Below are 20,785 nucleotides of genomic sequence, written 5' to 3' on the forward strand. Positions count from 1 at the left end.
GAGACCGACCGATGACCCCCAGCCTGCGCCGCAAGCTCGAAGCCCTCGCCGAACGCCGCGAAGAACTGGAGCGACTGCTGGCCGACCCGGATGTGATCGGCGACAACCAGCGCTTCCGCCAGCTCTCGCGCGAGTTCTCCCAGCTGGGACCGGTGGCGACCGCGCTCGCCGACGAGGCCGCTGCACAGGCGGACCTGGAGACGGCGCTGGCGATGCGTGACGACCCGGAACTGGCTGAGCTGGCCGAGGAGGAAATCAGCGCCGCCAACGAACGCCTGCGCCAGCTGGACATCGAACTGCTCGCCCATCTGGTGCCGCGCGATCCGCGCGACGAGGGCGATCTGTACCTGGAGGTGCGCGCCGGCACGGGTGGCGATGAGGCCGCAATCTTCGCCGGCGACCTGTTCCGCATGTACTCGCGTTACGCCGAGCGCCAGGGCTGGCGGGTGGAGGTCGAATCGGCCAACGAAGGCGAGCACGGCGGCTACAAGGAGCTGATCGCGCGGGTCGAGGGCCGGGGTGCGTACTCCAAGCTGAAGTTCGAGTCCGGCACCCACCGCGTGCAGCGGGTGCCGGAGACAGAATCCCAGGGCCGCGTGCACACCTCGGCGGCCACCGTGGCGATCATCGCGGTGGAGCCGGAGGGCGAGCCGATCGAGATCAACCCTGCCGACCTGCGCGTGGACACTTTCCGCTCCTCCGGCGCCGGCGGCCAGCACGTCAACAAGACCGACTCGGCCATCCGCATCACCCACCTGCCCAGCGGCATCGTGGTGGAGAGCCAGACCGAGCGCAGCCAGCACGCCAACCGCGATACGGCGATGAAGCGGCTACGCGCGACTCTGGCCGAGGAGCAGGCCAACAAGGCCGCAGCCGCCATCGCCGAGGATCGCAAGTTGCAGGTCGGCAGCGGCGATCGCAGTCAGCGCATCCGCACCTACAACTACTCGCAGGGACGCATCACCGACCACCGGGTGGAAGGATTGACCCTGTACGACCTGCCCAATGTGCTCACCGGTGATCTGGACGCCCTGATCGAGCGCCTGCAGCAGGAACACCAGGCCGACGAACTCGCGCGCCTGACCAAAGGCAGCTGATGACCGTGCGGCCGGTCGACCCCCGCAGCGAAGCGAGGCTGGCCGTCGAGCGCGAGCCCGGCAGCCCGCTTGCCTGGATCCTGCTCGCCGAGGCCGAACTGGACGCCGGGGACGCGGCAGCCGGCGAGACCGCCAGCCGGCGCGCGCTGGCGCTCCTGCCGGGACACCCCGAGGCGCTCGCCCGCCTCGGTCGCGCCCAGTGGATGCAGGGCCGGCATCAGGACGCCGCCGAAAGCCTGGGCACCGCCGCCAAGCGCGCCCCCGGCCATCCCGGCATTGCGGTCTGGCTGGCGCACGTGCTGGAAGACATCGGCCAGCCCGAGCAGGCGGCCGACCAGTACGCGCGGGCGCACCGGCTCGCACCAGAGGAGCCGCAGTTGGCGGCCTACCTGCTGGCGTGGCGGCGCAAGCTATGCGACTGGCGCGACCTGGATGCGCTGTCCACCCAGGTCCGTGATGCCGTCCGTCATGGGCAGTCGGCGGTGGAACCATTCGCCTTCCTCAGCGAAGACAGCACGGCGGCGGAGCAGCTTGCCTGCGCCCGGCTGCGCGCCGCGGGCATCGCGCGCGCAGTCCGACCGCTTCCGCCACCGCCACCGGAGCCGCGTGCCGCGGATGCGCGAAAGGCGCTGCGGGTGGGGTTTCTGTCCAACGGCTTCGGGGCCCATCCGACCGGGTTGCTGACCGTGGCGCTGTTCGAGGCGCTGGCCTCGCAGCCAGCAATCGCCGTCCACCTGTTTGCGTTGAATGCGGACGACGGCAGCGCGATCCGCCAGCGCCTGAAGTCGGCGACTCGTCTGCACGATGTCGCCGGACGCAGCCACACCGGGGTGGCCCGGGTGATCCGCGATGCGCAAATCGACGTGCTGTTCGATCTGCGCGGCTGGGGCGGCGGCGGACGGCCGGAAGTGCTGGCGATGCGACCTGCTCCGCTGCAGGTCAACTGGCTCGCCTATCCCGGAACGTCCGGCGCGCCGTGGATCGACGTCGTGCTGGCCGACCGCTTCGTACTGCCGCCGTCGCTGGCGCACGGATTCAGCGAGCGGGTGGACTACCTGCCGCGCTGTTTCCAGCCCTCCGACACCAGCCGGGCGCTCGCCGCGCCGCCGGGACGCGCAGAATGCGGTCTGCCGGCACCCGGCACGGGCGTGGTGTTCTGCTGCTTCAACAACAGTTACAAACTCAACCCGGCGAGCATGCGGCGGGCGTGGGCGGTGCTCGCCGGTGTGCCCGACAGCGTGCTGTGGCTGCTGTCGGGGCCGGGACGCGCGGACCAGCGCCTGCGCGATGCGGCCGCGGCTGCCGGCGTGGCGCCGTCACGCCTGGTGTTCATGCCCAAGCAGCCGCACGACCGCTATCTCGCGCGTCTCCAGCACGCCGACCTGTTTCTGGACACCAACCCCTACAACGCCCACACCACCGCCTCGGATGCGCTGTGGGCCGGCTGTCCGGTGCTGACCCGGCCGGGGGAGACGTTCGCCGCCCGCGTCGCCGGCAGCCTGAATCATCATCTGGGAATGCCGCAGATGAATGTCGCCACCGATGACCAATTCATCCAGCGAGCCATCGAACTGGGTCGCGATCCGGCGCTGCTGCAGGCGGCGCGCGGGGCGTTGCGGGAGCGACGCCGTACGGCCGGTGTGTTCGATATGGACGGGTTCGCGGCCGACTTCGCTGCCGCCGTGCTGGCGATGGCGGAGCAGCACGGCACGGCTTAGCGAAACTGATCAGCCAGCACCACGACCATCGGACGCAGCATCGTCGGATCTGCCCGTCGCCGCAGCGATGATTCCCTCGATTTCCCCGGCGGTGACCGGACCCATGATCTTGCGCGCGACCCGGCCGTCTGGCGAGATCAGCCAGGTCATCGGCAAGCCGCGTGGCTCGTCGAAATCCGCCGGCGGGTTGGCCGTGTCGAGGATCGCGATCGGGTAGGTCACCGGGTGTTCGAGCAGGAACGCCTTCATCTCGGCCGGCTCGATGTCCTCAAAGGCCAGCCCCACCACCTTGATGTCCTCACGCATGGCGGCCAGCGCCGACAGCTCCGGCATCTCCTTCAGGCAGGGGTTGCACCAGGTCGCCCAGAAGTTCACCAGAACCCATTTGCCCCGGTGCGCGGCGAGGTCGTATTGGGTGCCGTCCAGGGCACCGACAACCAGCGTCGGTCGGAAGTCCTTCCCGGCGGCTTCCGGCGCGCCCGAATCTGCAACGCCCGGCGGCGTGGCCGGGGTTGCGGACGGATCGGCTTGTCCAGCACCGGCCACCGGTGTCGCCTCCGCCTCGCCCGTTCCAGCGGTGGGGTCGGCAGGCTGGCAGCCCAGCAGCAGGGCCGCGAGCAGGGCTACGGCGGCAATACGCATCAGGATTTCTCCTCGGCATGGATGGTGGAAACGCGACGCTTGAGCAACTCGCGCAGGGGCAGACGCAGCTCGTCCAGCGCCGCCACGGCGGAGCGTCCCAGCGGATCGTCGCTACACGGTATGCGTGCCTCGGCGATGGGGATGCGCAGCTGGCACGCCTCGTAAAGCTCACCCAGGGAAAGCGCTTCCAGATCCCGCGACAGCAGCCACTGGCCGTCCTCGGCGCGGTGGACGACATTGATCTGGCGCAGCTGCTCCAGTGTTTCCTGGACAAGCGCGTCGGTCATGATCGGCTCCATGGTGAGGATGTCGTCGATGTGCAGGCCGCGGCCGTGCTCGCGCGCCTCGTTGAACCGGCCCAGCAGTCGCAGCAGGCCGTACATCTCGTAGCCCTCCGGCAGGCGCATCGCCACCGGCTGGTAGCGAAAGGCCGACATCGAGGAGGCCAGGGAGGCGCCCATCAGCACCGCGACCCAGCTCAGGAAGATCCACATCATGAAGATCGGCACGAACGCCAGGGTCCCGTAGATGCGCGAGTAGCTGGTAAAGGTGCCCAGGTATACGCCCAGCCCCCAGCGCACCAACTCGAACGCGCAGGTGGCCAGCAGTCCGCCGGCCAGGGCATGACGCCACTGCACCGTGCGGTGCGGCACGACGCGATAGATCGCCGCGAATGCCAGCAGCTCCAGTGACATCGGCGCAAACCGCAGCATCATGTTCTGGACCAGGTGGCCGGCGCTGGTCTCGAACACCGCCAGGGCGAAGATCCGCGCCGACATCGCCAGGCTGGCGGCAGCGAGGATCGCGCCCAGGGTCAGCACCGTCCAATAGACCAGGAACCGGCTGAACTGCGGACGCGCGGCCTTGACCCGCCAGATGCGGTTGAATGCCGTTTCCACCCCGTTGAGGGTGATCAGCAGCGACACCACCAGGACCACGATGCCGGCGCTGGTCAGCTGCCCGGAGTTGCCGGAGAACTGCAGCAGGTACTCCTCCACCGAGCGCGCCGCGGAGGGGACGAAGTTGGAGAAGATGTAATCGCTCAGGCGCTCGGTCCAGACCGCGAATACCGGGAATGCCGACAGCACTCCGAACACCACCATCGACAGTGGCACCAGGGCGAACACGGTTGTGTACGACAACGCTCCGGCGGCCTGGAAGAGGTTGTCGTCCAGCACCCGCCGGCCGAGAAAACGCAGGAACGCCCGCACCCGCGCGCGGTCACGTATGCGTTCGCCCCAGTGGTTGATCGAGTCCAGTGGCTCCATCGTTCGAAGCGTAACCCACGCAGGAACAATCGCGCTGGCAGTCAACGCCTGCGCCGCATCCTCTATCCTTGGCGGCTTCCACTTCGGGGATCCGACAACACGATGGCCGACATCCTGGTGCTGTACTACAGCCGCAACGGCGCGGTGGCGCAGCTCGCCCGCCAGATCGCCCGCGGCATCGGCGAGGTGGACGGCATGGCCGCACGACTGCGCTGCGTGCCTCCCGTCGCCGCGGTCACCACCACCGCCGCTCCTCCCGTGCCGGAGGACGGCGCGCCGTACGTGGAGACACGCGATCTGGAAGAGTGTGCAGGCCTCGTGGTCGGCAGCCCGACCCGGTTCGGCAACATGGCCGCGCCCATGAAGCACTGGTTCGACGGGCTCGGTGCGCAGTGGGCCAGCGGCTTGCTGGTGGACAAGCCGGCCGCGGTTTTCACCTCCTCATCGACCATGCACGGCGGCCAGGAGTCGACCCTGCTGACGATGATGGTGCCGCTTCTGCACCACGGCTGCGTGATCGTCGGCATCCCGTTCACCGAGCCCCGCCTGAGCACGACCCGCACCGGCGGCACGCCGTATGGCGCCAGTCATGTCGGCGGCCCGGAGGATGACCCGCGACCGAGCGAGGACGAAGCGCACCTCGCCCGTGCCCTGGGCCGGCGGGTGGCAACGATCGCCGGGAAGCTGGCGTGAGCCAGCCCGCAACGCGCACGGCCACGGACTGGACTCTGGCGGGCGCGCTGATCGCCCTGGGCGGATTGTTCTGCCTCTGGTTCTGGCCGGCGGCCGATTGGCCGACCCGCGACCTGGTGGCGCTGCTGGTGTTCGCCGCCCCGCCGCTGCTGCTGGGCGTGGCAAAGCTGGCCGGCGCGCGCACGGCGGGTTACTGGGGTTCGGTGCTGGCGCTGGCGTGGTTCAGCCACGGCATCATGGTGGCCTGGACCCGCCCGGCCGAGCTGGTCTTCGCGCTGCTGGAAACAGCGCTGGCCCTGGTGATCATCTTTGCCGCCAACCTGCCTGGCTTGAAGGGCCGCTTCGGCACCCGCAAGCGCGGCTGAGCGCCGGGACCCGCGGTCATTGCGGGCCCCGGGGCAAACGCTCCACTCAGTCGTTTTCCAGCAGCGGCTTGCGCGGCAGTTTTTCCTCCCGCATCGCGGCGTGGTACGCGAAGGACGCCACGATCGCGGCCGCTTGCTTCAGGTCCTCGGGCTGGATGTGGTCCCAGGTGTCCAGGTTGCTGTGGTGGACGTTGCTGAAGTAGTCCAGCCGGTCCTGGATGAACTGGAAGCCGGGAAGGCCCACCGCGTCGAAGGCGATGTGGTCGGTGCTGCCGGTATTGCGGGTCGCCACCGTGGTCGCGCCGACGTCGTGGAAGGGCTCCAGCCAGGCCTGGAAGATCGGCACCACCGCGAGGTTCTCCTGCGCGTAGATGCCGCGGAAACGACCGGAGCCGTTGTCCATGTTGAAGTAGGCCGAGAACCGCCCGTAGTCACGCTTCTTCTGCAGCGGGCCGGTCGGCTCGCGCAGCGAATCCGGCAGGGCCTTCTGCTCGGGGTCGGTCGGCTCCGGATAGGCGGCAAGGTGCCGCTCGACATAGGCGCGCGAGCCAATCAGCCCCTGCTCCTCGCCGCTCCACAGGCCGACCCGGATGGTGCGGTCCGGCTGGGCCCCCACGGCTTTCAGGATCCGCATCGCCTCCATCATCACCGCGACACCTGCGGCGTTGTCCGCCGCGCCGGTACCGGTGTGCCAGGAGTCCATATGCGCTCCCAGCATCACGATCTCGTTGGCCTTGCGGCCACGGCCGGGGATCTCGGCGATGGTGTTGTGGCCGGGCTGGTCGGTCTCGTCGGTAAATCGCGCTGCAACGTTGATCCGCAACTTGACCGGACGCCCGGCCTCCACGGCTCGCACCAGCGGGTTGTAGTGCTCGGCGACCATCGCCAGCTCGGGCACGCCCACCGACTCGTCAGCCTTGCGCGAGCCCCCACCGCCGACACGGATGATGCCGTTGTCCCAGCCACTGATGCTCAACGTCGCCAGTACGCCTTCCGCGACAAAAAACTCGTTGGTCGCTTTGGTGAGCGCCACCCGCTCGGTGTATTTCTTTACCCGCTCGGCGCGGCTCTCGTTCTTGTCCTTGGGGATCTCGAACGCCTGCAGTTCGCCCAGGCCGGCGTCGTCATGGCGATGGAACGTCGGCTTCTCGCCGGGCTTGTACTCGCGCGCTTCGCTGAGCAGCAGGATCTTGCCTTTCAGCTTGCCCTTGTACTTGTCCAGGTCCTCGAGCTTCTTGATGGTGACCGCCATCACCTCGCCTTCGACCGGACCGTTGGTGCCCGGCGTCCACGCCTTGGGCAGCGCGTGCAAGGGGCCGACCCGGGGGGCGAGCATCTGCACGCTGGCCTCGGTGAACTCCCAGCCACGGCCGAAGTCGTCAAACGCCTCGTCGTGGACGTTGGCCAGACCCCAGTCGGTGAACTGGCTTCGGGTCCAGGCATTGGCCTGCGCCATCTGCGGCGAGTTGGTCAGGCGCGGCCCGATCGACTCGGTCAGGTGGCTGAAGGTCGCCATCACCTGCGAGCGGTGGAACGCTTCCTGACGGATCTTGCTGACCATCTCCAGGTCAACCGGCTCCTGGGCAATGGCGACACCGCTCATCCCCAGGCACAGCACCAACATGCAACGCTTGATCACTTCATCCCCTTGCGCGGATCGATATCGAGGACCCGAGTCTAGGGACCGGCCGGCGGGTCTTCGCCGGCCGATAGTCATGCACGCGCAGCGGCGCCCCGCGATTTGATCAACCCGACATCCGGTCCGGTGCGATGCGCACGACCAGCTTGCCGAAGTTGCCGCCTTCCAGCATGCCGATGAAGGCCTCGGGTGCATTTTCGAGACCGTCGACGATGTCCTCGCGGTACTTGATCTTTCCCTCGCGCACCCAGCCGCCCATCTCGGCGAGGAACTCGCCGTAGCGGTCGCCGTAGTCGTCAAAGATGATGAAACCCTGCATCTTGATGCGCTTGGTGAGCAGGGTGCGGGTCAGCAGTCCGAGGCGATCGGGTCCGGGCGGAAGTTCGGTGTCGTTGTAATGCGCGATCAGCCCGCACAGCGGAATACGCGCCTTGGCGTTCAGCAGTGGCAGCACCGCATCGAACACCGCCCCGCCGACGTTCTCGTAATACACATCGATGCCGGAGCTGCAGGCGGCCTTCAGCAGCTCCGGAAAATCCGCCGCGCGATGGTTGATGCAGTCATCAAAGCCCAGCTCGTCGATGACGTAGCGGCACTTTTCGGGGCCGCCGGCGATGCCGATGACGCGGCACCCCTTGAGCTTGGCGATCTGGCCGACAGCCGAACCGACCGCGCCGCTGGCGGCCGCGACCACCACCGTCTCGCCCGCCTTGGGCTGGCCAATGTCCAGCAGGCCCATGTAGGCGGTGAAGCCGGGCATGCCCAGCACACCCAGTGCGAGCGAAGCTTGCTGCATGCCCGGGTCCAGCCGGTTGAGGGCTTTGGCGTCGGCCACTGCGTAGTCCTGCCAGCCGCCCTGCGCGAGCACCAGGTCACCGGTCGCGTAGTCGGGATGGTTGGACTCCTGCACACGCGCCACAGTGCCGGCGCCCATCACTTCGCCAATCCCTACCGGGGCCGCATAAGAAGGGCCGTCGCTCATCCGCCCGCGCATGTACGGATCCAGCGACAGGTAGATGTTGCGCAGCAGGACCTGGCCTTCGCCCGGCTTGGGCAGCGGGGTTTCAACGGTCTTGAAATTGGCGGCGACGGGCGCGCCGACCGGGCGGGACGCCAGGGTGATCTGGCGATTGACTGCAGAAGTACTCATGGGGTGCTCCTTTGGGATCCAGCCGACGGGTCGCCCGGGGAGCTGACGCAAACCGGGCAGCCGGAATAACGGCAAGTCCCCACGTTATCGCCTCGGGTGTTCATTCGAGCTGACGACGCCGGCCGACACGGTGCGCGGACGGAGGGAATGGCTTGTGGCACTCCTGCCGGCGCGGCCGGGAGCCGATAATGCCCCTCCGCCTGATGCTGCTTCGCCATGCCCACACATCCTTCCACCGAAGCGCCAGCGACGCCTGCGCTGTCCGCAGGCGCACTGGACCCGAAGCTGTGGATCCCGCTTGCGCTGCTGACGCTGTACGTGGTCTGGGGCTCCACCTATCTGGGCATCCGCTACGCGCTGGAGAGCTATCCCCCGTTCCTGCTGGCGGGGCTGCGTTTCACGGCCGCCGGTCTGGTTCTGTTCGGATTCCTGCGCTGGCGCGGGCACGCGTTGCCGACCCGCCTGCAATGGCGGAACGCGGCGATTACCGGTGTGCTGCTACTCGGCTTCGGCAACGGTCTGGTGTGCTTTGCCGAGGAGCGAGTGAGCTCGGGGATCGCCGCCGTCGCGGTGTCCAGCATGCCCCTGTTTGCTGCGGCCTTCGGGACGATCTACGGACAGTGGCCGACGCGCCGGGAGACGGTGGGCCTGCTGGTCGGGTTCGCCGGCGTCGTCGTGCTCAACACCGGCAGCGGGCTGTCGGGCGAGGCGATTGGCGCTCTGGCCCTGCTGACCGCCGCGGCGTGCTGGGCGTTCGGCTCGGTGTGGAGCCGTCGCCAGGACATGCCGGCCGGTCCGATGAACACCGCCGCGCAGATGCTGTGTGCCAGCGTTGCCCTGCTGGCGGTCGGCTTCGCCAGCGGCGAGAGCCTGCCTTCCCACCCCACCCTCAAGGCCACCCTGGCCCTGGCCTATCTGGCGCTGTTCGGTTCGATCCTCGCCTTCAGCGCGTATCTCTATGTGCTCAAACATGCGCGGCCGGCGGTGGCGACCAGTTACGCCTACGTCAATCCGCCAGTGGCCGTGCTGCTCGGCGTGTTGCTGGTGGGCGAGACGGTGGGTCCGTTTGATCTGGCGGGCATGGCGATCATCCTCGTTGGCGTGGCGGTGATCACCCTGGCCCGGCAGCGCGCGCCCGCCTGAGCCGGATCAGCGGGCACGCAGTCACGGCCAGTCCGACCCCTGTGCTAGCGTGGACGGCCTTCCGCGGTCGGGTTGTGCCAGCGTCTTGATTTCCGCCATACGGCCCCTGCTGTCCCTGCTCATCGGCGTTGCCTTGCTGCTGGCCGGAAGCGGGCTCCTGAGTACGCTGGTCGCCGTGCGCGGCGGGCTCGAGGGGTGGGACGACCAGGTCGTGGGTCTGATCATGTCGGCCTATTTCGGCGGCTTCTTCCTGGGTACCTTCGCCGCGCCCAAGCTGATCCGGCGGATCGGCCACGTCCGCTCGTTCGCGTTCTATGCCTGCCTGTGCGCGACCGTGGTGCTGCTGCACCCGATCCTGGTCGAGCCTTGGACCTGGGCGGTCCTGCGGCTGCTCAGCGGGGTGGCACTGGTCGGCCTGTATACCGTCATCGAGAGTTGGCTCAACGCCTCCGCCGCAGTGGAGCAGCGCAGCCGGATCTTTGCGACGTACATGGCCATCAACCTGTTTGCACTGGCTGCCGGCCAATGGCTGCTGGGACTGTTCTCGCCGCTGCTGTTCGTGCCCTTCAGCCTGGTGGCGATCCTGATCTGCCTTGCGGCGCTGCCGGTGACCGCCAGCCGCATGGTGCAACCCGACACCCCGGCCAGCGTCCACCTGCAACTGCCGCAGTTGTACCGCCTGGCCCCGGCGGCAAGCACCGGGGCGCTGCTGGGCGGCTTGGCGCTGGGCGCGTTCTGGGGCATGGCCGCGGTGTATGCCACCGGGATCGGCATGGACCTCTCGGGGGTGTCGGCCCTGGTCAGCGTCACCATCCTTGGCGGCGCGCTGCTGCAATTGCCGATCGGCCGGCTTTCCGACCGCGGCGACCGCCGAACCGCGCTGGTCCTGATCTGCACCCTGGCCGCCGTGTTGGCGGGCGTGATCATGATCAGCGAAGGCGCCCATCGGTGGCTGCTGCTGAGCCTGTTCTTCGGGTTTGGCGGTTTGTTGTTTGCCGTGTATCCGGTCTGCGTCGCCCATCTGCTCGACCACCTGCCCCACGAGCACGTCCTGGCCGGGTGCAGCAGCCTGTTGCTGCTCAACGGCATCGGCTCGGCGATAGGCCCGGCCATCGCCGGCACGCTGATGGCCCGCTTGGGGCCGCAGGCACTGCCGGGCTTCTTTGCCGCCACGCTGGTGTTGCTGGCGGTGCTGGTGGGTGGGCGGCGACTGCTGCGCCAACGCGACCGCGACGATCCGGCCCAGTTCCACGCGATGTTGCGCACCACCCCGTCGGCGCTGGAGCTGCTGCCGGAAATCGACAGCGACGAGGCGGACGCATGATCAACCGAGCCACCCGCCACGGCCATCCACCCGCGGTGGCATGACCGCGGCACGCGGCTCGCGGGCGCGAGTCCCGGCGGGCCTATAATCGGCGGTCCTTTCCAGCCCGGATGCTCCATGGACCAGCTCTGCATCGTCACCACCGGCGGCACCATCGACAAGATCTACTTCGATGACAAGTCGGACTACCAGATCGGCGAGCCGCAGATCGGCCGCATCCTGGAAGAGCTGGGCGTGGCCTTCCGCTACCGGGTCATCCCGATCCTGCGCAAGGACTCGCTGCATCTGGACGACGGCGACCGTGAACTGATCCGCGCCACCATCGCCGCACAGGACATCCGCCACGTGCTGGTGACGCACGGCACCGATTCAATGGTCGAAACCGCCAAGGTGCTGGCTGGCATCGAAGGCAAGACAATCGTGTTGACCGGCGCACTCAATCCGGCGCGTTTCCACGGCTCCGACGCGGTGTTCAACATCGGCACCGCCGTGGGTGCGGTGCAGTCGCTGCCCGGTGGGGTGCATATCGCCATGAACGGGCGCATCTGGGACCCCGCACAGGTGCGCAAGAACGTCGACGCGAACCGTTTCGAACCGCTCTGAGACCTTGAACGGCGCGACATCGCGCGCACCGGATCAGTCCGAGAAATGCACCCAGCCGGTGCGGGCAGGAAGCCAGGGAGCACCGTTGGCGACGATCCCGGCCACCTCGGCGCCTGCGACCATCCGCCCGATGCGGGTCAGCGACGTCCCGGCATGCAGCGCAATCTCCTCGACCTGCGCGCGAGCGCTGACCGCGGCGGTGAAACACAGCTCGTAGTCGTCTCCGCCAGACGCCTGCAGCGTGCGGCGGGCTTCGGTGGCGAACGCCTGCGAAAGCGCCGGCGAGAACGGCAGCGCGTCCACCTCGACCACGGCGCCCAGCCCGCTTGCCCTGCACAGGTGGCCCAGATCGGACCAGAGACCGTCGGAGATATCGATCGCCGCATGGGCGACCCCTGGAAGGCCCAGGCCGACGGCCACCCGCGGCTGCGGCCGGTCCAGACGCTCGCGCAGCGCTGTGAGGTTCGATGCGGCGATCCTCAAGGTCCCAGGTTCGGGCGAATCGTCTGCCAACAGCGCCAGCGCGGCCGCGGCATCGCCCAAGGTGCCGCTGACCCAGATCTCGTCGCCCAGCTGCGCGCCGCCACGACGCAGGGCGCGACCGGGCTCCACCAGCCCATGCACCGTTACGCCGATCGACAGCGGTCCGCGGGTGGTGTCGCCGCCGATCAGCGCGATTCCATGTTGCCCGGCAAGTTCCAAAAAACCGTCCAGGAAACTGTCCAGCCAGATCGGATCGTCGCCGGGCATCGACAGTGAGAGCGTGCACCAGGCGGGCTGCGCGCCCATCGCGGCCAGATCGGAGAGGTTGACCGCCAGCGCCTTCCAGCCGATATCGAACGGCGCGGTATCCAGCGGAAAATGCACCCCGGCATTCAGGGTGTCGGCGCAGATGACCAGCTCGCGATCGGGCGGCACCCGCACGACCGCCGCGTCATCGCCGATGCCCAGCACGATATCCGCGCGGGAAGGCACGCGTGAGCGGATCCGCTCAATCAGGTCGAACTCGGCCATGCGCCCTCCTCCCTCGGATCTGAACGCGCTGACGGGGCCATGTTGTCGGCCGATCGTCGGTTACCGCTTGGACGCACCCACCTCTACCGCACGCCACTGCGCGGCGGCATGGTCGAGGACGCCGTTCACGTAGGTGTGGCCGTGCTCGGCGCCGAAGCGCTTGACCGACTCGATCGCCTCGTTGATGACCACCCGGTAGGGCACGTCGGGGCGATGCAGCAGTTCGTAGGCGGCGATCCGCAGCACTGCCAGCTCGATGGCATCGACCAGGCCGATGTCGCGATCGAGGAACGGCGCCAGGCCATCGTCCAGCTCGGCGCGGTGCTTGGCCACGCCATGCACCAGGTCCTCGAAGTACGCCAGGTCGGCAACTTCGCGGGCCTGCTCATGGGCGAACTGGCTGACGATCTCGTTGGCCCGCGAGCCCGACATCTGCCACGCATACAGCGCCTGCAGGGCACGCCGGCGCGCGCGCGAGCGGCCGATCGGATCGATGCCGCCGGACCGTCGGCGCTGGTTCATGCCAGGCGCTCCATCAAGTTGCTCATTTCCAGCGCGGCCATCGCCACTTCCTCGCCCTTGTTGCCGTGGTTGCCGCCGGCTCGCGCCTGCGCATCCTCATGCCGTTCAACCGCCAGCACGCCGTTGCAGACCGGCACTCCGGTATCCAGCGCGACCCGCATCAGGCCTTCCGAACAGCCATCGGCGACCTGTTCGTAGTGGCGCGTGTCGCCGCGCACCACGCAGCCCAGGGCGACGATCGCCGCATGCTTGCCGGCCGTGGCCAGGCGGCGCGCGGTGACGGGAATCTCCCACGCGCCGGGCACCCGCACCACGTCAACAGCGTCGGCGGCGACGCCGTGCTCGGCAAACGCCGTGCGTGCCGCCTCGACCAGGCTGTCGGTGATGCGGGGATTCCAGCGGCTGGCAATGATCGCGAAACGCGCGCCGACGGGGCTGCGCAGGTCGCCTTCGATATGGGACATGGGAACGAACGCCTTGTAGGGAAGCGACATCGCGCCGAAGCGCGACCGGACAGTTTAGCGCGCCGTCGCCGGGTCGACGTACTCGACCACCTCGAGCCCGAAGCCGGCCAGGCCGACCTGCTTGCGCGGCGTGCCCATCACCCGCAATTTGCCCAGGCCCAGATCGGCGAGGATCTGGCTGCCGGCGCCGTTGCGGCGCCACTCGTGCAGCGTCTCGCCCTCACTGGCAGGCGGCGGGGTCTGGTCGGCGGCGTGACGGATGCGCGCGAGCAACGCGTCGGTGTCGGCGCGGTCCTCCAGCAGCACCAGCGCGCCGCGACCCTCCGCGGCGATGGCGGCAAGCACGTCTCCAACCGCCGGACCGAAGTCCGGACGGCGCCAGCGCAGTCCATCGGCGAGCGGATTCTGCACCTGCACCCGAACCAGCGTGGGCACAGCGGGATCGGCCTCGCCCAGGGTCAGGGCGAAATGCAGGCCGTGGCTCAGCCGGTCGCGGTAGCTCATCAACTGGAACGCGCCGTGCTCGGTTTCGATGGTGCGCGCATCGACACGTTCCACCGTGTGCTCGGTTTCCAGCCGGTAGCGGATCAGGTCCTCGATGGAGCCGATTTTCAGGCCGTGTTCGGCAGCGAAGATCTCCAGCTCCGGGCGCCGGGCCATGGTGCCGTCGGCGTTGAGGATCTCCACCAGCACGCCGGCCGGCTCCATGCCCGCCAGCATCGCCAGGTCCGCGGCCGCCTCGGTGTGGCCGGCGCGGCTGAGCACGCCGCCGGGCTGCGCCTGCAACGGGAAGATGTGCCCGGGTTGGTTGAGGTCGCTGCGATCCGCATCCGGCCGCACCGCGGTGCGCACCGTGTGCGCGCGATCGTAGGCGGAGATGCCGGTGGTGACGCCTTCGGCGGCCTCGATGCTGACGGTGAAGTTGGTGTGGTGCTGGGAGGTGTTGTCGCGCACCATCGGCGGCAGGCCAAGCTGGCGGCAGCGCTCGCGGGTCAGCGACAGGCAGACCAGGCCGCGCGCGTGGGTGACCATGAAATTGATGTCGGTCGGCTTGACCAGCTCGGCGGCCATGATCAGGTCGCCTTCGTTTTCGCGGCCCTCGTCATCGACGATCACGACCATGCGGCCGGCGCGGATCTCTTCCAGCAGTTCGGGGATGGGGGCGAAACTCATGGGGTGGCTCCGTTGGCGTCGGCGTGGCCCAGCAGGCGCTCGACGTAGCGCGCCACCAGATCGATTTCCAGGTTGACCGCGTCACCTACGTGGGTGGCGGCAAAGGCGGTGTGGGAGACGGTGTGCGGCACCAGCGCCACGGCGAAACCGGTCTCGTCAACCTCGTTGACGGTCAGGCTGACCCCGTCCACGCAGATCGAGCCCTTCCGCGCGATGTAGCGCAGCAGCTCCGCCGGCGCGGTGAAGCGCCAACGCTGGGCGCGGCCATCGTCGCTGATCGCCGCGACCGCACCGACCCCGTCGACGTGGCCGCTGACCAGGTGGCCGCCGAGGCGGTCGGTCGGGCGCATTGCGCGCTCCAGATTGACCGGTGCGCCCACGGGGAGCCTGCCCAGCGTTGTCAGGTCAAGGGTCTCGTTTGATGCATCCGCCTGAAAGGAGCCGGAGTCAAACTCGACGACAGTCAGGCAGGTGCCATTGACGGCGATGCTCTCGCCCAGCGCGACCCCGTCAAACGGCAGGGACCCGACTTCAATGGTGAGCCGGGCGTCGCCGCCGACCGCGTCTCGCGCCGCGATGCGGCCGACGCCTTCAATGATGCCGGTGAACATCAGCACGCCTCCCGCTGCGGCAAGCCGGCGTAAGGATGGCAAGGCAGATATAAAACTCTGGACATGGATCGTTTCCCGCTCGAAAGGTCTGCGAAAAACGCCACAAGGCATGGCATGCGCACGGCACCAGGCCATGCGCAGCCGTCTTCTTTCATCCGGACTATGACCGTCGGCTCCGGAATCCAACCGGATCTGCTGACCCCCGACGCCGGCCGTGGCCAGTATCGGAGCGCTCGCGGGCTTGTCGTGGCATCCGGCCCTGATGGACCGGTTGCCGGCGACCTACCGCCGGTGGGGAATCGCACCCCGCCCTGAAGACGTTACGTGTGCCCTCGACTGTGCGAGGACCGGTCGATTCTAGCAGTCGGGCGAGCGCTGGGATGCCGCGGCGGGTGGAACGGTGCGACCTGCCACTCGCCCAAACGATGCTTAGCGCCGCGACCGCTTGGCTTCGTGAGCCTGCTGGCACTCCAAGCACCGCTTCGCGGTCGGATACGCCTCCAGGCGCTGGTACGGAATCGCCACGTCACAGTCGATGCAGATCCCGTAGGTTCCGTCGGCCATCCGAGCGCGGGCGGCGAAAATGTCCTGCAGCTCCACGGCATCGCGTTGGGTGTCCGCGTTGTTGACGTCCGTCACCAGCGAGGCCAGCGACTCGTCGCCCGCGTCGGAGGTGCCGGAAAGCAACTCATCGTAGCCCTCCACGCGCATGCGCTTGAGTCCGTCGCGGATTTCCTTGCGCAGCACCGGCTCACGCTCATCCATGATTTTGGCGAGATGCTCGCGCTGCGTCGTGGTCAAACTGGTCATGCTTCAGCTCCTTTTGGCCCTGTGGCGGATCGGGGTCCCTGAGCATAGCGAACGTCGGGCCCGGTTCCTGTCAATCAGTGCATCATTCACCCCCAGTCATACTGGTGCGCCAACCGAACAAGGGAGCCACCTCCATGACTCGACGCGTCCGCATCGCGATCCTCGGCGCAGGGACTGCCGGCCTCACCGCGCTCAAGGAAGCCCGGCGCTACACCGATGACGTGCTGCTGATCAACCACGGCCCCTATGGCACCACCTGCGCGCGGGTGGGCTGCATGCCCTCCAAGGCGCTGATCGAGGTTGCCCATACCTATTCGCGCAGGGAGTGGCTCGGCACGGTCGGGATCGACGGTACCGCAGGGATGACGCCGGATCTGCGCGCCGTCATGGCGCACGTGCGCGAGTTGCGCGACCGCTTCACCGCCGGGTCCATCGAGATCGCGGACGACCTGGGCGACCGCAGCATCCACGGTAGACCGCGCTTCCTTGACCCGCAGACGCTTGAGGTCAACGGCGAGAAGATCCACGCCGAGGTGGTGATCATCGCCACCGGCACCCGTCCGATCGTGCCGGAGGCGTGGCGGGAGGTGGGCGACCGGCTGGTCACGTCCGATGACGTGTTTGAAATGGTGGCTCCGGGGCAGCGATTGGGCGTGGTCGGACTCGGTCCGATCGGCGTTGAGCTGGCCCAGGCGTTCGCCCAGTTGGGATGCGAGGTCCATGCATTCACCAAGGGCAGCAGCATCGCCGGGCTGAGCGACCCCGAAGTCAGCGCCAGTCTGGTGGAGGCCCTCGGCAAGCACATGTCCATCACCACCGACGCGGAGGTGTCAGTGCGCGCGGACAACGCGGGCGTCACGCTGGACGACGGCAACAAGGCAGTGACGGTGGACTGGGTGCTCGCCGCGCTGGGTCGGCAACCCAATATCGAGGGCCTCGGGCTGGACACCCTGGGCGTTGAGCTGGACCAGCGCGGAGTGCCCGTCTTCGACCCGGCGACCCTGCGCGTGGGCGATCTGCCGATCTACCTCGCCGGTGACGTCAACGGGCACCGGCCGCTGCTGCACGAGGCCGCCGACGAGGGACGCATCGCGGCCTACCAAGCGCTGCACCCGGAGGCCGAGTGCCTGATGCGCCGCACGCCGCTGGGGATCGTGTTCACCGAGCCGGGCGCGGGCCAGGCCGGTCTTCGCCATCGGGAGCTGCCGGCTGCCGGCGTCGTGGTGGGCAGCGTTGACTACAGCCGTCAGGGCCGGGCCGTGATGGCCGGGCGCAACGCGGGCTTGCTGCACCTGTACGTGGACGAGGCTGACGGCAGGATTCTCGGGGCAGAGGCGGTTGCACCGGACGCCGAACACCTGTTGCACCTGCTTGCGTGGGCCATCCAGCAGAGGATGACGGTCGACACGATGCTGCACCTGCCCTTCTACCACCCCACCGTGGAGGAAGGCCTGCGCACCGCCCTGCAATCCGCCCGCCGGGCCCTGAGCAAGCGACGTGAACAACCCGACCTGCCACTGTGCCGCCCGGCGATCGACTGGGCACTCGGCTAGCCGGAGCTCGCGTTTGGCATGGCCGCGCTGGCAGCCAGGGCCAGGCTCAGACTGAGGGTTCTGGCTGGAGCGGACGCAGCAACACCCGGATGTCCTTGCCCAGCACCCGGGTCTCGACGATTTCCATGTGCATCACCTGGTCCATGTGATCCACATTGAGGCCATCGAACAACGGTCGCGCCTGGGAGCCCAGCAGGACAGGCGCCACGTACAGCAGGACCTCATCGGCCAGCCTGGCCTCCAGGAAGGCCGCCGCCAGCGTGGCCCCCGCTTCGACCATCACCTCGTTGATGCCGCGATCAGCGAGCAGCTTGAGCACCGCCGCCAGGTCGAAGCGCCCCGCGCTGACCGGCACCACCGCCAGCTGCGCGCTGATGCCGCGGGCGAGCTTGGTGTCGGGGGCGTGGATGTACAGCGTCGGCGCATCGCCCTCGCGGACCTTGCCACGCGCGATGGTGGCCAGACCCGGGTCCAGCACCACGCGCAAGGGCGGCACGAATGCAATGTCCTCGTCCAGCCGCACGGTCAGCGACGGATCGTCAGCCAGCACGGTGCCTGCGCCGGTGAGGATGGCCCCGGCGCGGGCACGCCAGTGCTGCACGTCGTTGCGCGAATCCGGGCCGCTGATCCATTTCGATTCGCCGTTGGCCAGCGCGGTGCGCCCGTCCATGCTCGTCGCCAGCTTGATCCGGACCCACGGCCGACCCCGGCCCACCCGCGACAGATAGCCCCGGTTGAGCGCGCGCGCCTGGTCTTCCATCAGGCCCTCCGCAACCTCGATGCCGGCGCCGCGCAGCCGCTCGAAGCCCGCGCCGTCCACCTGCGGGAAAGGATCCCGCATCGCCGCCACCACGCGTCCTACGCCGGCGGCGATCAACGCATCGGCGCATGGGCCGGTACTGCCGGTATGCGCGCACGGCTCCAGCGTGACGTACACGGTCGCACCCTTGGCACGCTTGCCGGCTTCCTGCAGCGCAAGCACCTCGGCATGGCCTTCACCGGCGCGCTGGTGCCAGCCTTCGCCGACCACCTCATCACCATTGACGATCACGCAGCCGACCATCGGATTGGGCCGGGTGGTGTAGGCGCCACGCTCGGCCAGCCGCAGGGCGCGCATCATCATCAGGTGGTCGGTGGCGGTGAACTCGGGCATCAACAGGGTCCTGCAATAAATGGGCGCGCTCGCGGGCAGCCTCAGCGTTTGCGCGTCGCCGACGGCGACGGCTCGTCACCGCCCAGCAGCGAAAGCTGCTCATCGGCGGAGTTGTCGCTTTCCAGCCGGTCGAGCTCGTCGCGGAAATCGGCCACGTCCTGGAACGCCCGGTACACCGAGGCGAAACGCACGTAGCCGACGTGATCGAGCTTGCGCAGCTCGCCCATGACGAACTCGCCGACCCGGATCGAGGACAGCTCGCGCTCGGTGGTGCGCCGCAGCTGGTGCACCACCGCCCGCACCGCAGCCTCGATCTGCTCCTCGGCCACCGGCCGCTTCTGCAGCGCCCGGTCGAAGCCCGCGCGCAGCTTGCGGGCATCGAAGGCTTCCCGGCGGCCATCGGACTTGATGATCACCGGCAGCTTCAGCTCGATCGTCTCCAGCGTGGAGAAGCGCTCACCGCAGGCCTCGCACACGCGGCGGCGACGGATCGTCGCACCGTCGTCGGACACCCGCGAGTCAATGACGCGGGTGTCGACGTGCTGGCAGAAAAGGCAGTGCAAGGTTCAGCCGTAGACCGGGAACTGGGCGCACTGCCTGGTGACGTTCTCGCGCACCGTCGCGATGACCTGCTCGTCGTTGGGATTGTCGAGCACGTCGCAGATCCAGTTCGCCAGCGCGACGCAGTCCGGCTCGCGGTAGCCACGGGTGGTCACCGCCGGGGTGCCGATGCGCAGGCCGGAGGTCACGAACGGCTTGGCTGGGTCATTGGGCACGGCATTCTTGTTGACGGTGATGTGGGCCTTGCCCAGCGCGGCTTCCGCGTCCTTGCCGGTGATGCCCTTGCCAATCATGTCGATCAGCATCAGGTGGTTTTTGGTGCCACCGGAAACGATCTTGTAGCCGCGGTGGATGATGGTCTCGGCCATCGCCTGGGCGTTTTTGACCACCTGCTGCTGATAGGTCTTGAACTCCGGCTCCAGCGCTTCCTTGAATGCCACGGCCTTGGCCGCGATCACGTGCATCAGCGGGCCACCCTGCAGACCGGGGAACACGATGCTCTGCAGCTTCTTGACCAGATCCTCGGTGGGATTCTTGGCCAGGATGATGCCGCCGCGCGGGCCGCGCAGGGTCTTGTGGGTGGTCGAGGTGACCACGTGCGCGTGCGGCAGCGGGTTGGGGTACACGCCGGCGGCGATCAGCCCGGCCACGTGGGCCATGTCGACGAAGAACACCGCGCCCACCTTGTCGGCGATCTCGCGCATCCGCGCCCAGTCCACCACCTGCGAGTAGGCACTGAAGCCGCCGATCAGCATCTTCGGCTTGTGCTCGAGCGCCAGCCGCTCCATCTCGTCGTAATCGATCATGCCGCTGTCGTCCACGCCGTACTGGACGATGTTGAACAGCTTGCCGCTGATGTTGACCTTGGCGCCGTGGGTGAGGTGGCCGCCGTGGGCCAGGCTCATTCCCAGCACAGTGTCGCCGGGCTGCAGGAGCGAGAAATACACCGCCTGGTTGGCCTGCGAACCCGAATGCGGCTGCACGTTGGCGTAGTCGGCGCCGAACAGCTCCTTCAACCTGTCGATCGCCAACTGCTCTGCGATGTCCACGAACTCGCAGCCACCGTAGTAACGCTTGCCGGGGTAACCCTCGGCGTACTTGTTGGTCAGCTGACTGCCCTGCGCCTCCATCACCCGCGGGCTGGCGTAGTTCTCGCTGGCGATCAGCTCTACGTGGTCTTCCTGGCGGCGGTTCTCGTCCGCGATGGCCTGGGCGAGTTCGGGGTCAAAACCTTCGATGCTTGCGTCGCGCGGGAACATTGTCACTCCAGGATCGGATGAGG

The 20,785-nt window shown here is 68.2% G+C and carries 21 protein-coding genes and 1 riboswitch; of the genes, 8 read left to right on the forward strand and 13 right to left on the reverse strand.

What is annotated here, in order from left to right; genetic code table 11:
* The first annotated feature begins 11 nt into the window (after positions 1 to 11).
* Positions 12 to 1,097 carry a peptide chain release factor 1 gene (gene prfA / locus KZ491_RS09750; RefSeq protein WP_222565676.1) on the forward strand — a complete coding sequence of 362 codons (1,086 nt, stop codon included), beginning with the start codon at positions 12 to 14 and terminating at the stop codon, positions 1,095 to 1,097.
* Between the two features lie 5 nt (positions 1,098 to 1,102).
* The gene (locus tag KZ491_RS09755; RefSeq protein ID WP_343225599.1) at positions 1,103 to 2,815 is read left to right on the forward strand and encodes an O-linked N-acetylglucosamine transferase, SPINDLY family protein; all 1,713 of its coding nucleotides are present in this window, start codon (positions 1,103 to 1,105) and stop codon (positions 2,813 to 2,815) included.
* A gap of 9 nt (positions 2,816 to 2,824) precedes the next feature.
* On the opposite strand, the gene KZ491_RS09760 is transcribed toward KZ491_RS09755, so the two are convergent.
* The gene (locus KZ491_RS09760) at positions 2,825 to 3,457 is read right to left on the reverse strand and encodes a TlpA family protein disulfide reductase (protein ID WP_222565678.1); all 633 of its coding nucleotides are present in this window, start codon (positions 3,455 to 3,457) and stop codon (positions 2,825 to 2,827) included.
* Positions 3,457 to 4,725 (reverse strand): YihY family inner membrane protein, encoded by a 1,269-nt coding sequence (locus KZ491_RS09765; RefSeq protein WP_222565679.1) that lies wholly within the window; start codon positions 4,723 to 4,725, stop codon positions 3,457 to 3,459. The genes KZ491_RS09760 and KZ491_RS09765 overlap by 1 nt, the downstream gene beginning before the upstream one ends.
* Positions 4,726 to 4,827: 102 nt before the next feature.
* On the opposite strand from KZ491_RS09765, the gene wrbA reads away from it, so the two are divergent.
* Both wrbA and KZ491_RS09775 read left to right on the forward strand, forming a co-directional pair.
* The gene (gene wrbA, locus KZ491_RS09770) at positions 4,828 to 5,418 is read left to right on the forward strand and encodes an NAD(P)H:quinone oxidoreductase (protein WP_222565680.1); all 591 of its coding nucleotides are present in this window, start codon (positions 4,828 to 4,830) and stop codon (positions 5,416 to 5,418) included.
* Complete coding sequence (locus tag KZ491_RS09775; protein WP_222565681.1) at positions 5,415 to 5,783, forward strand: DUF2069 domain-containing protein; 369 nt, start codon at positions 5,415 to 5,417, stop codon at positions 5,781 to 5,783. Before wrbA ends, KZ491_RS09775 begins: the two co-directional genes overlap by 4 nt.
* A gap of 46 nt (positions 5,784 to 5,829) precedes the next feature.
* Here KZ491_RS09775 and KZ491_RS09780 read toward each other — a convergent pair whose 3' ends face one another.
* Together KZ491_RS09780 and KZ491_RS09785 are read right to left on the reverse strand one after the other, a co-directional pair.
* Entirely contained in the window at positions 5,830 to 7,407 is a 1,578-nt protein-coding gene (locus tag KZ491_RS09780; RefSeq protein ID WP_222565934.1) for a M28 family metallopeptidase, read from the reverse strand.
* A gap of 121 nt (positions 7,408 to 7,528) precedes the next feature.
* Positions 7,529 to 8,572 carry an NADP-dependent oxidoreductase gene (locus KZ491_RS09785; protein ID WP_222565682.1) on the reverse strand — a complete coding sequence of 348 codons (1,044 nt, stop codon included), beginning with the start codon at positions 8,570 to 8,572 and terminating at the stop codon, positions 7,529 to 7,531.
* A gap of 216 nt (positions 8,573 to 8,788) precedes the next feature.
* On the opposite strand from KZ491_RS09785, the gene yedA reads away from it, so the two are divergent.
* The 3 genes from yedA (at position 8,789) to KZ491_RS09800 (ending at position 11,642) form a co-directional block, all read left to right on the forward strand.
* Positions 8,789 to 9,715, forward strand: a complete 927-nt coding sequence (gene yedA / locus KZ491_RS09790; RefSeq protein ID WP_222565683.1) for a drug/metabolite exporter YedA — start codon at positions 8,789 to 8,791, stop codon at positions 9,713 to 9,715.
* A 97-nt stretch (positions 9,716 to 9,812) separates the two neighbouring features.
* Complete coding sequence (locus tag KZ491_RS09795; protein ID WP_222565935.1) at positions 9,813 to 11,039, forward strand: MFS transporter; 1,227 nt, start codon at positions 9,813 to 9,815, stop codon at positions 11,037 to 11,039.
* Between the two features lie 117 nt (positions 11,040 to 11,156).
* On the forward strand, positions 11,157 to 11,642 hold the full coding sequence (locus tag KZ491_RS09800) for an asparaginase domain-containing protein (RefSeq protein WP_222565684.1): 486 nt from the start codon (positions 11,157 to 11,159) through the stop codon (positions 11,640 to 11,642).
* Between the two features lie 33 nt (positions 11,643 to 11,675).
* On the opposite strand, the gene thiL is transcribed toward KZ491_RS09800, so the two are convergent.
* From thiL to KZ491_RS09830, 6 genes are all read right to left on the reverse strand, one after another.
* Entirely contained in the window at positions 11,676 to 12,656 is a 981-nt protein-coding gene (gene thiL / locus KZ491_RS09805; protein ID WP_222565685.1) for a thiamine-phosphate kinase, read from the reverse strand.
* A 60-nt stretch (positions 12,657 to 12,716) separates the two neighbouring features.
* The gene (gene nusB / locus KZ491_RS09810; protein ID WP_043959362.1) at positions 12,717 to 13,178 is read right to left on the reverse strand and encodes a transcription antitermination factor NusB; all 462 of its coding nucleotides are present in this window, start codon (positions 13,176 to 13,178) and stop codon (positions 12,717 to 12,719) included.
* Positions 13,175 to 13,642, reverse strand: coding sequence for a 6,7-dimethyl-8-ribityllumazine synthase (gene ribH / locus KZ491_RS09815; RefSeq protein ID WP_222565686.1), 468 nt, complete (start codon positions 13,640 to 13,642; stop codon positions 13,175 to 13,177). Before ribH ends, nusB begins: the two co-directional genes overlap by 4 nt.
* A 54-nt stretch (positions 13,643 to 13,696) precedes the next feature.
* On the reverse strand, positions 13,697 to 14,815 hold the full coding sequence (ribB, locus tag KZ491_RS09820; protein ID WP_222565687.1) for a 3,4-dihydroxy-2-butanone-4-phosphate synthase: 1,119 nt from the start codon (positions 14,813 to 14,815) through the stop codon (positions 13,697 to 13,699).
* Positions 14,812 to 15,426: a riboflavin synthase gene (locus tag KZ491_RS09825; protein WP_222565688.1), complete on the reverse strand. Its 615-nt coding sequence runs from the start codon at positions 15,424 to 15,426 to the stop codon at positions 14,812 to 14,814. The genes ribB and KZ491_RS09825 overlap by 4 nt, the downstream gene beginning before the upstream one ends.
* Before the next feature lie 139 nt (positions 15,427 to 15,565).
* A riboswitch (FMN riboswitch) is annotated at positions 15,566 to 15,749 on the reverse strand.
* 106 nt (positions 15,750 to 15,855) lie between these two features.
* Entirely contained in the window at positions 15,856 to 16,236 is a 381-nt protein-coding gene (locus tag KZ491_RS09830) for a TraR/DksA family transcriptional regulator (RefSeq protein ID WP_222565689.1), read from the reverse strand.
* A 134-nt stretch (positions 16,237 to 16,370) separates the two neighbouring features.
* On the opposite strand from KZ491_RS09830, the gene KZ491_RS09835 reads away from it, so the two are divergent.
* Positions 16,371 to 17,789: a dihydrolipoyl dehydrogenase gene (locus tag KZ491_RS09835; protein WP_222565690.1), complete on the forward strand. Its 1,419-nt coding sequence runs from the start codon at positions 16,371 to 16,373 to the stop codon at positions 17,787 to 17,789.
* Between the two features lie 46 nt (positions 17,790 to 17,835).
* Here KZ491_RS09835 and ribD read toward each other — a convergent pair whose 3' ends face one another.
* From ribD to glyA, 3 genes are read right to left on the reverse strand one after another with little or no spacing between them, the layout of a single operon-like run.
* Positions 17,836 to 18,942 carry a bifunctional diaminohydroxyphosphoribosylaminopyrimidine deaminase/5-amino-6-(5-phosphoribosylamino)uracil reductase RibD gene (ribD, locus tag KZ491_RS09840; RefSeq protein ID WP_222565691.1) on the reverse strand — a complete coding sequence of 369 codons (1,107 nt, stop codon included), beginning with the start codon at positions 18,940 to 18,942 and terminating at the stop codon, positions 17,836 to 17,838.
* Between the two features lie 41 nt (positions 18,943 to 18,983).
* A complete protein-coding gene (nrdR, locus tag KZ491_RS09845; RefSeq protein ID WP_043959356.1) occupies positions 18,984 to 19,505 on the reverse strand; it encodes a transcriptional regulator NrdR in 522 nt (173 codons plus the stop codon).
* Between the two features lie 3 nt (positions 19,506 to 19,508).
* On the reverse strand, positions 19,509 to 20,762 hold the full coding sequence (gene glyA, locus KZ491_RS09850; RefSeq protein ID WP_222565692.1) for a serine hydroxymethyltransferase: 1,254 nt from the start codon (positions 20,760 to 20,762) through the stop codon (positions 19,509 to 19,511).
* Between the last annotated feature and the right edge of the window lie 23 nt (positions 20,763 to 20,785).

Source organism: Novilysobacter antarcticus, from assembly GCF_019802285.1.
GTDB lineage: Bacteria > Pseudomonadota > Gammaproteobacteria > Xanthomonadales > Xanthomonadaceae > Novilysobacter > Novilysobacter antarcticus.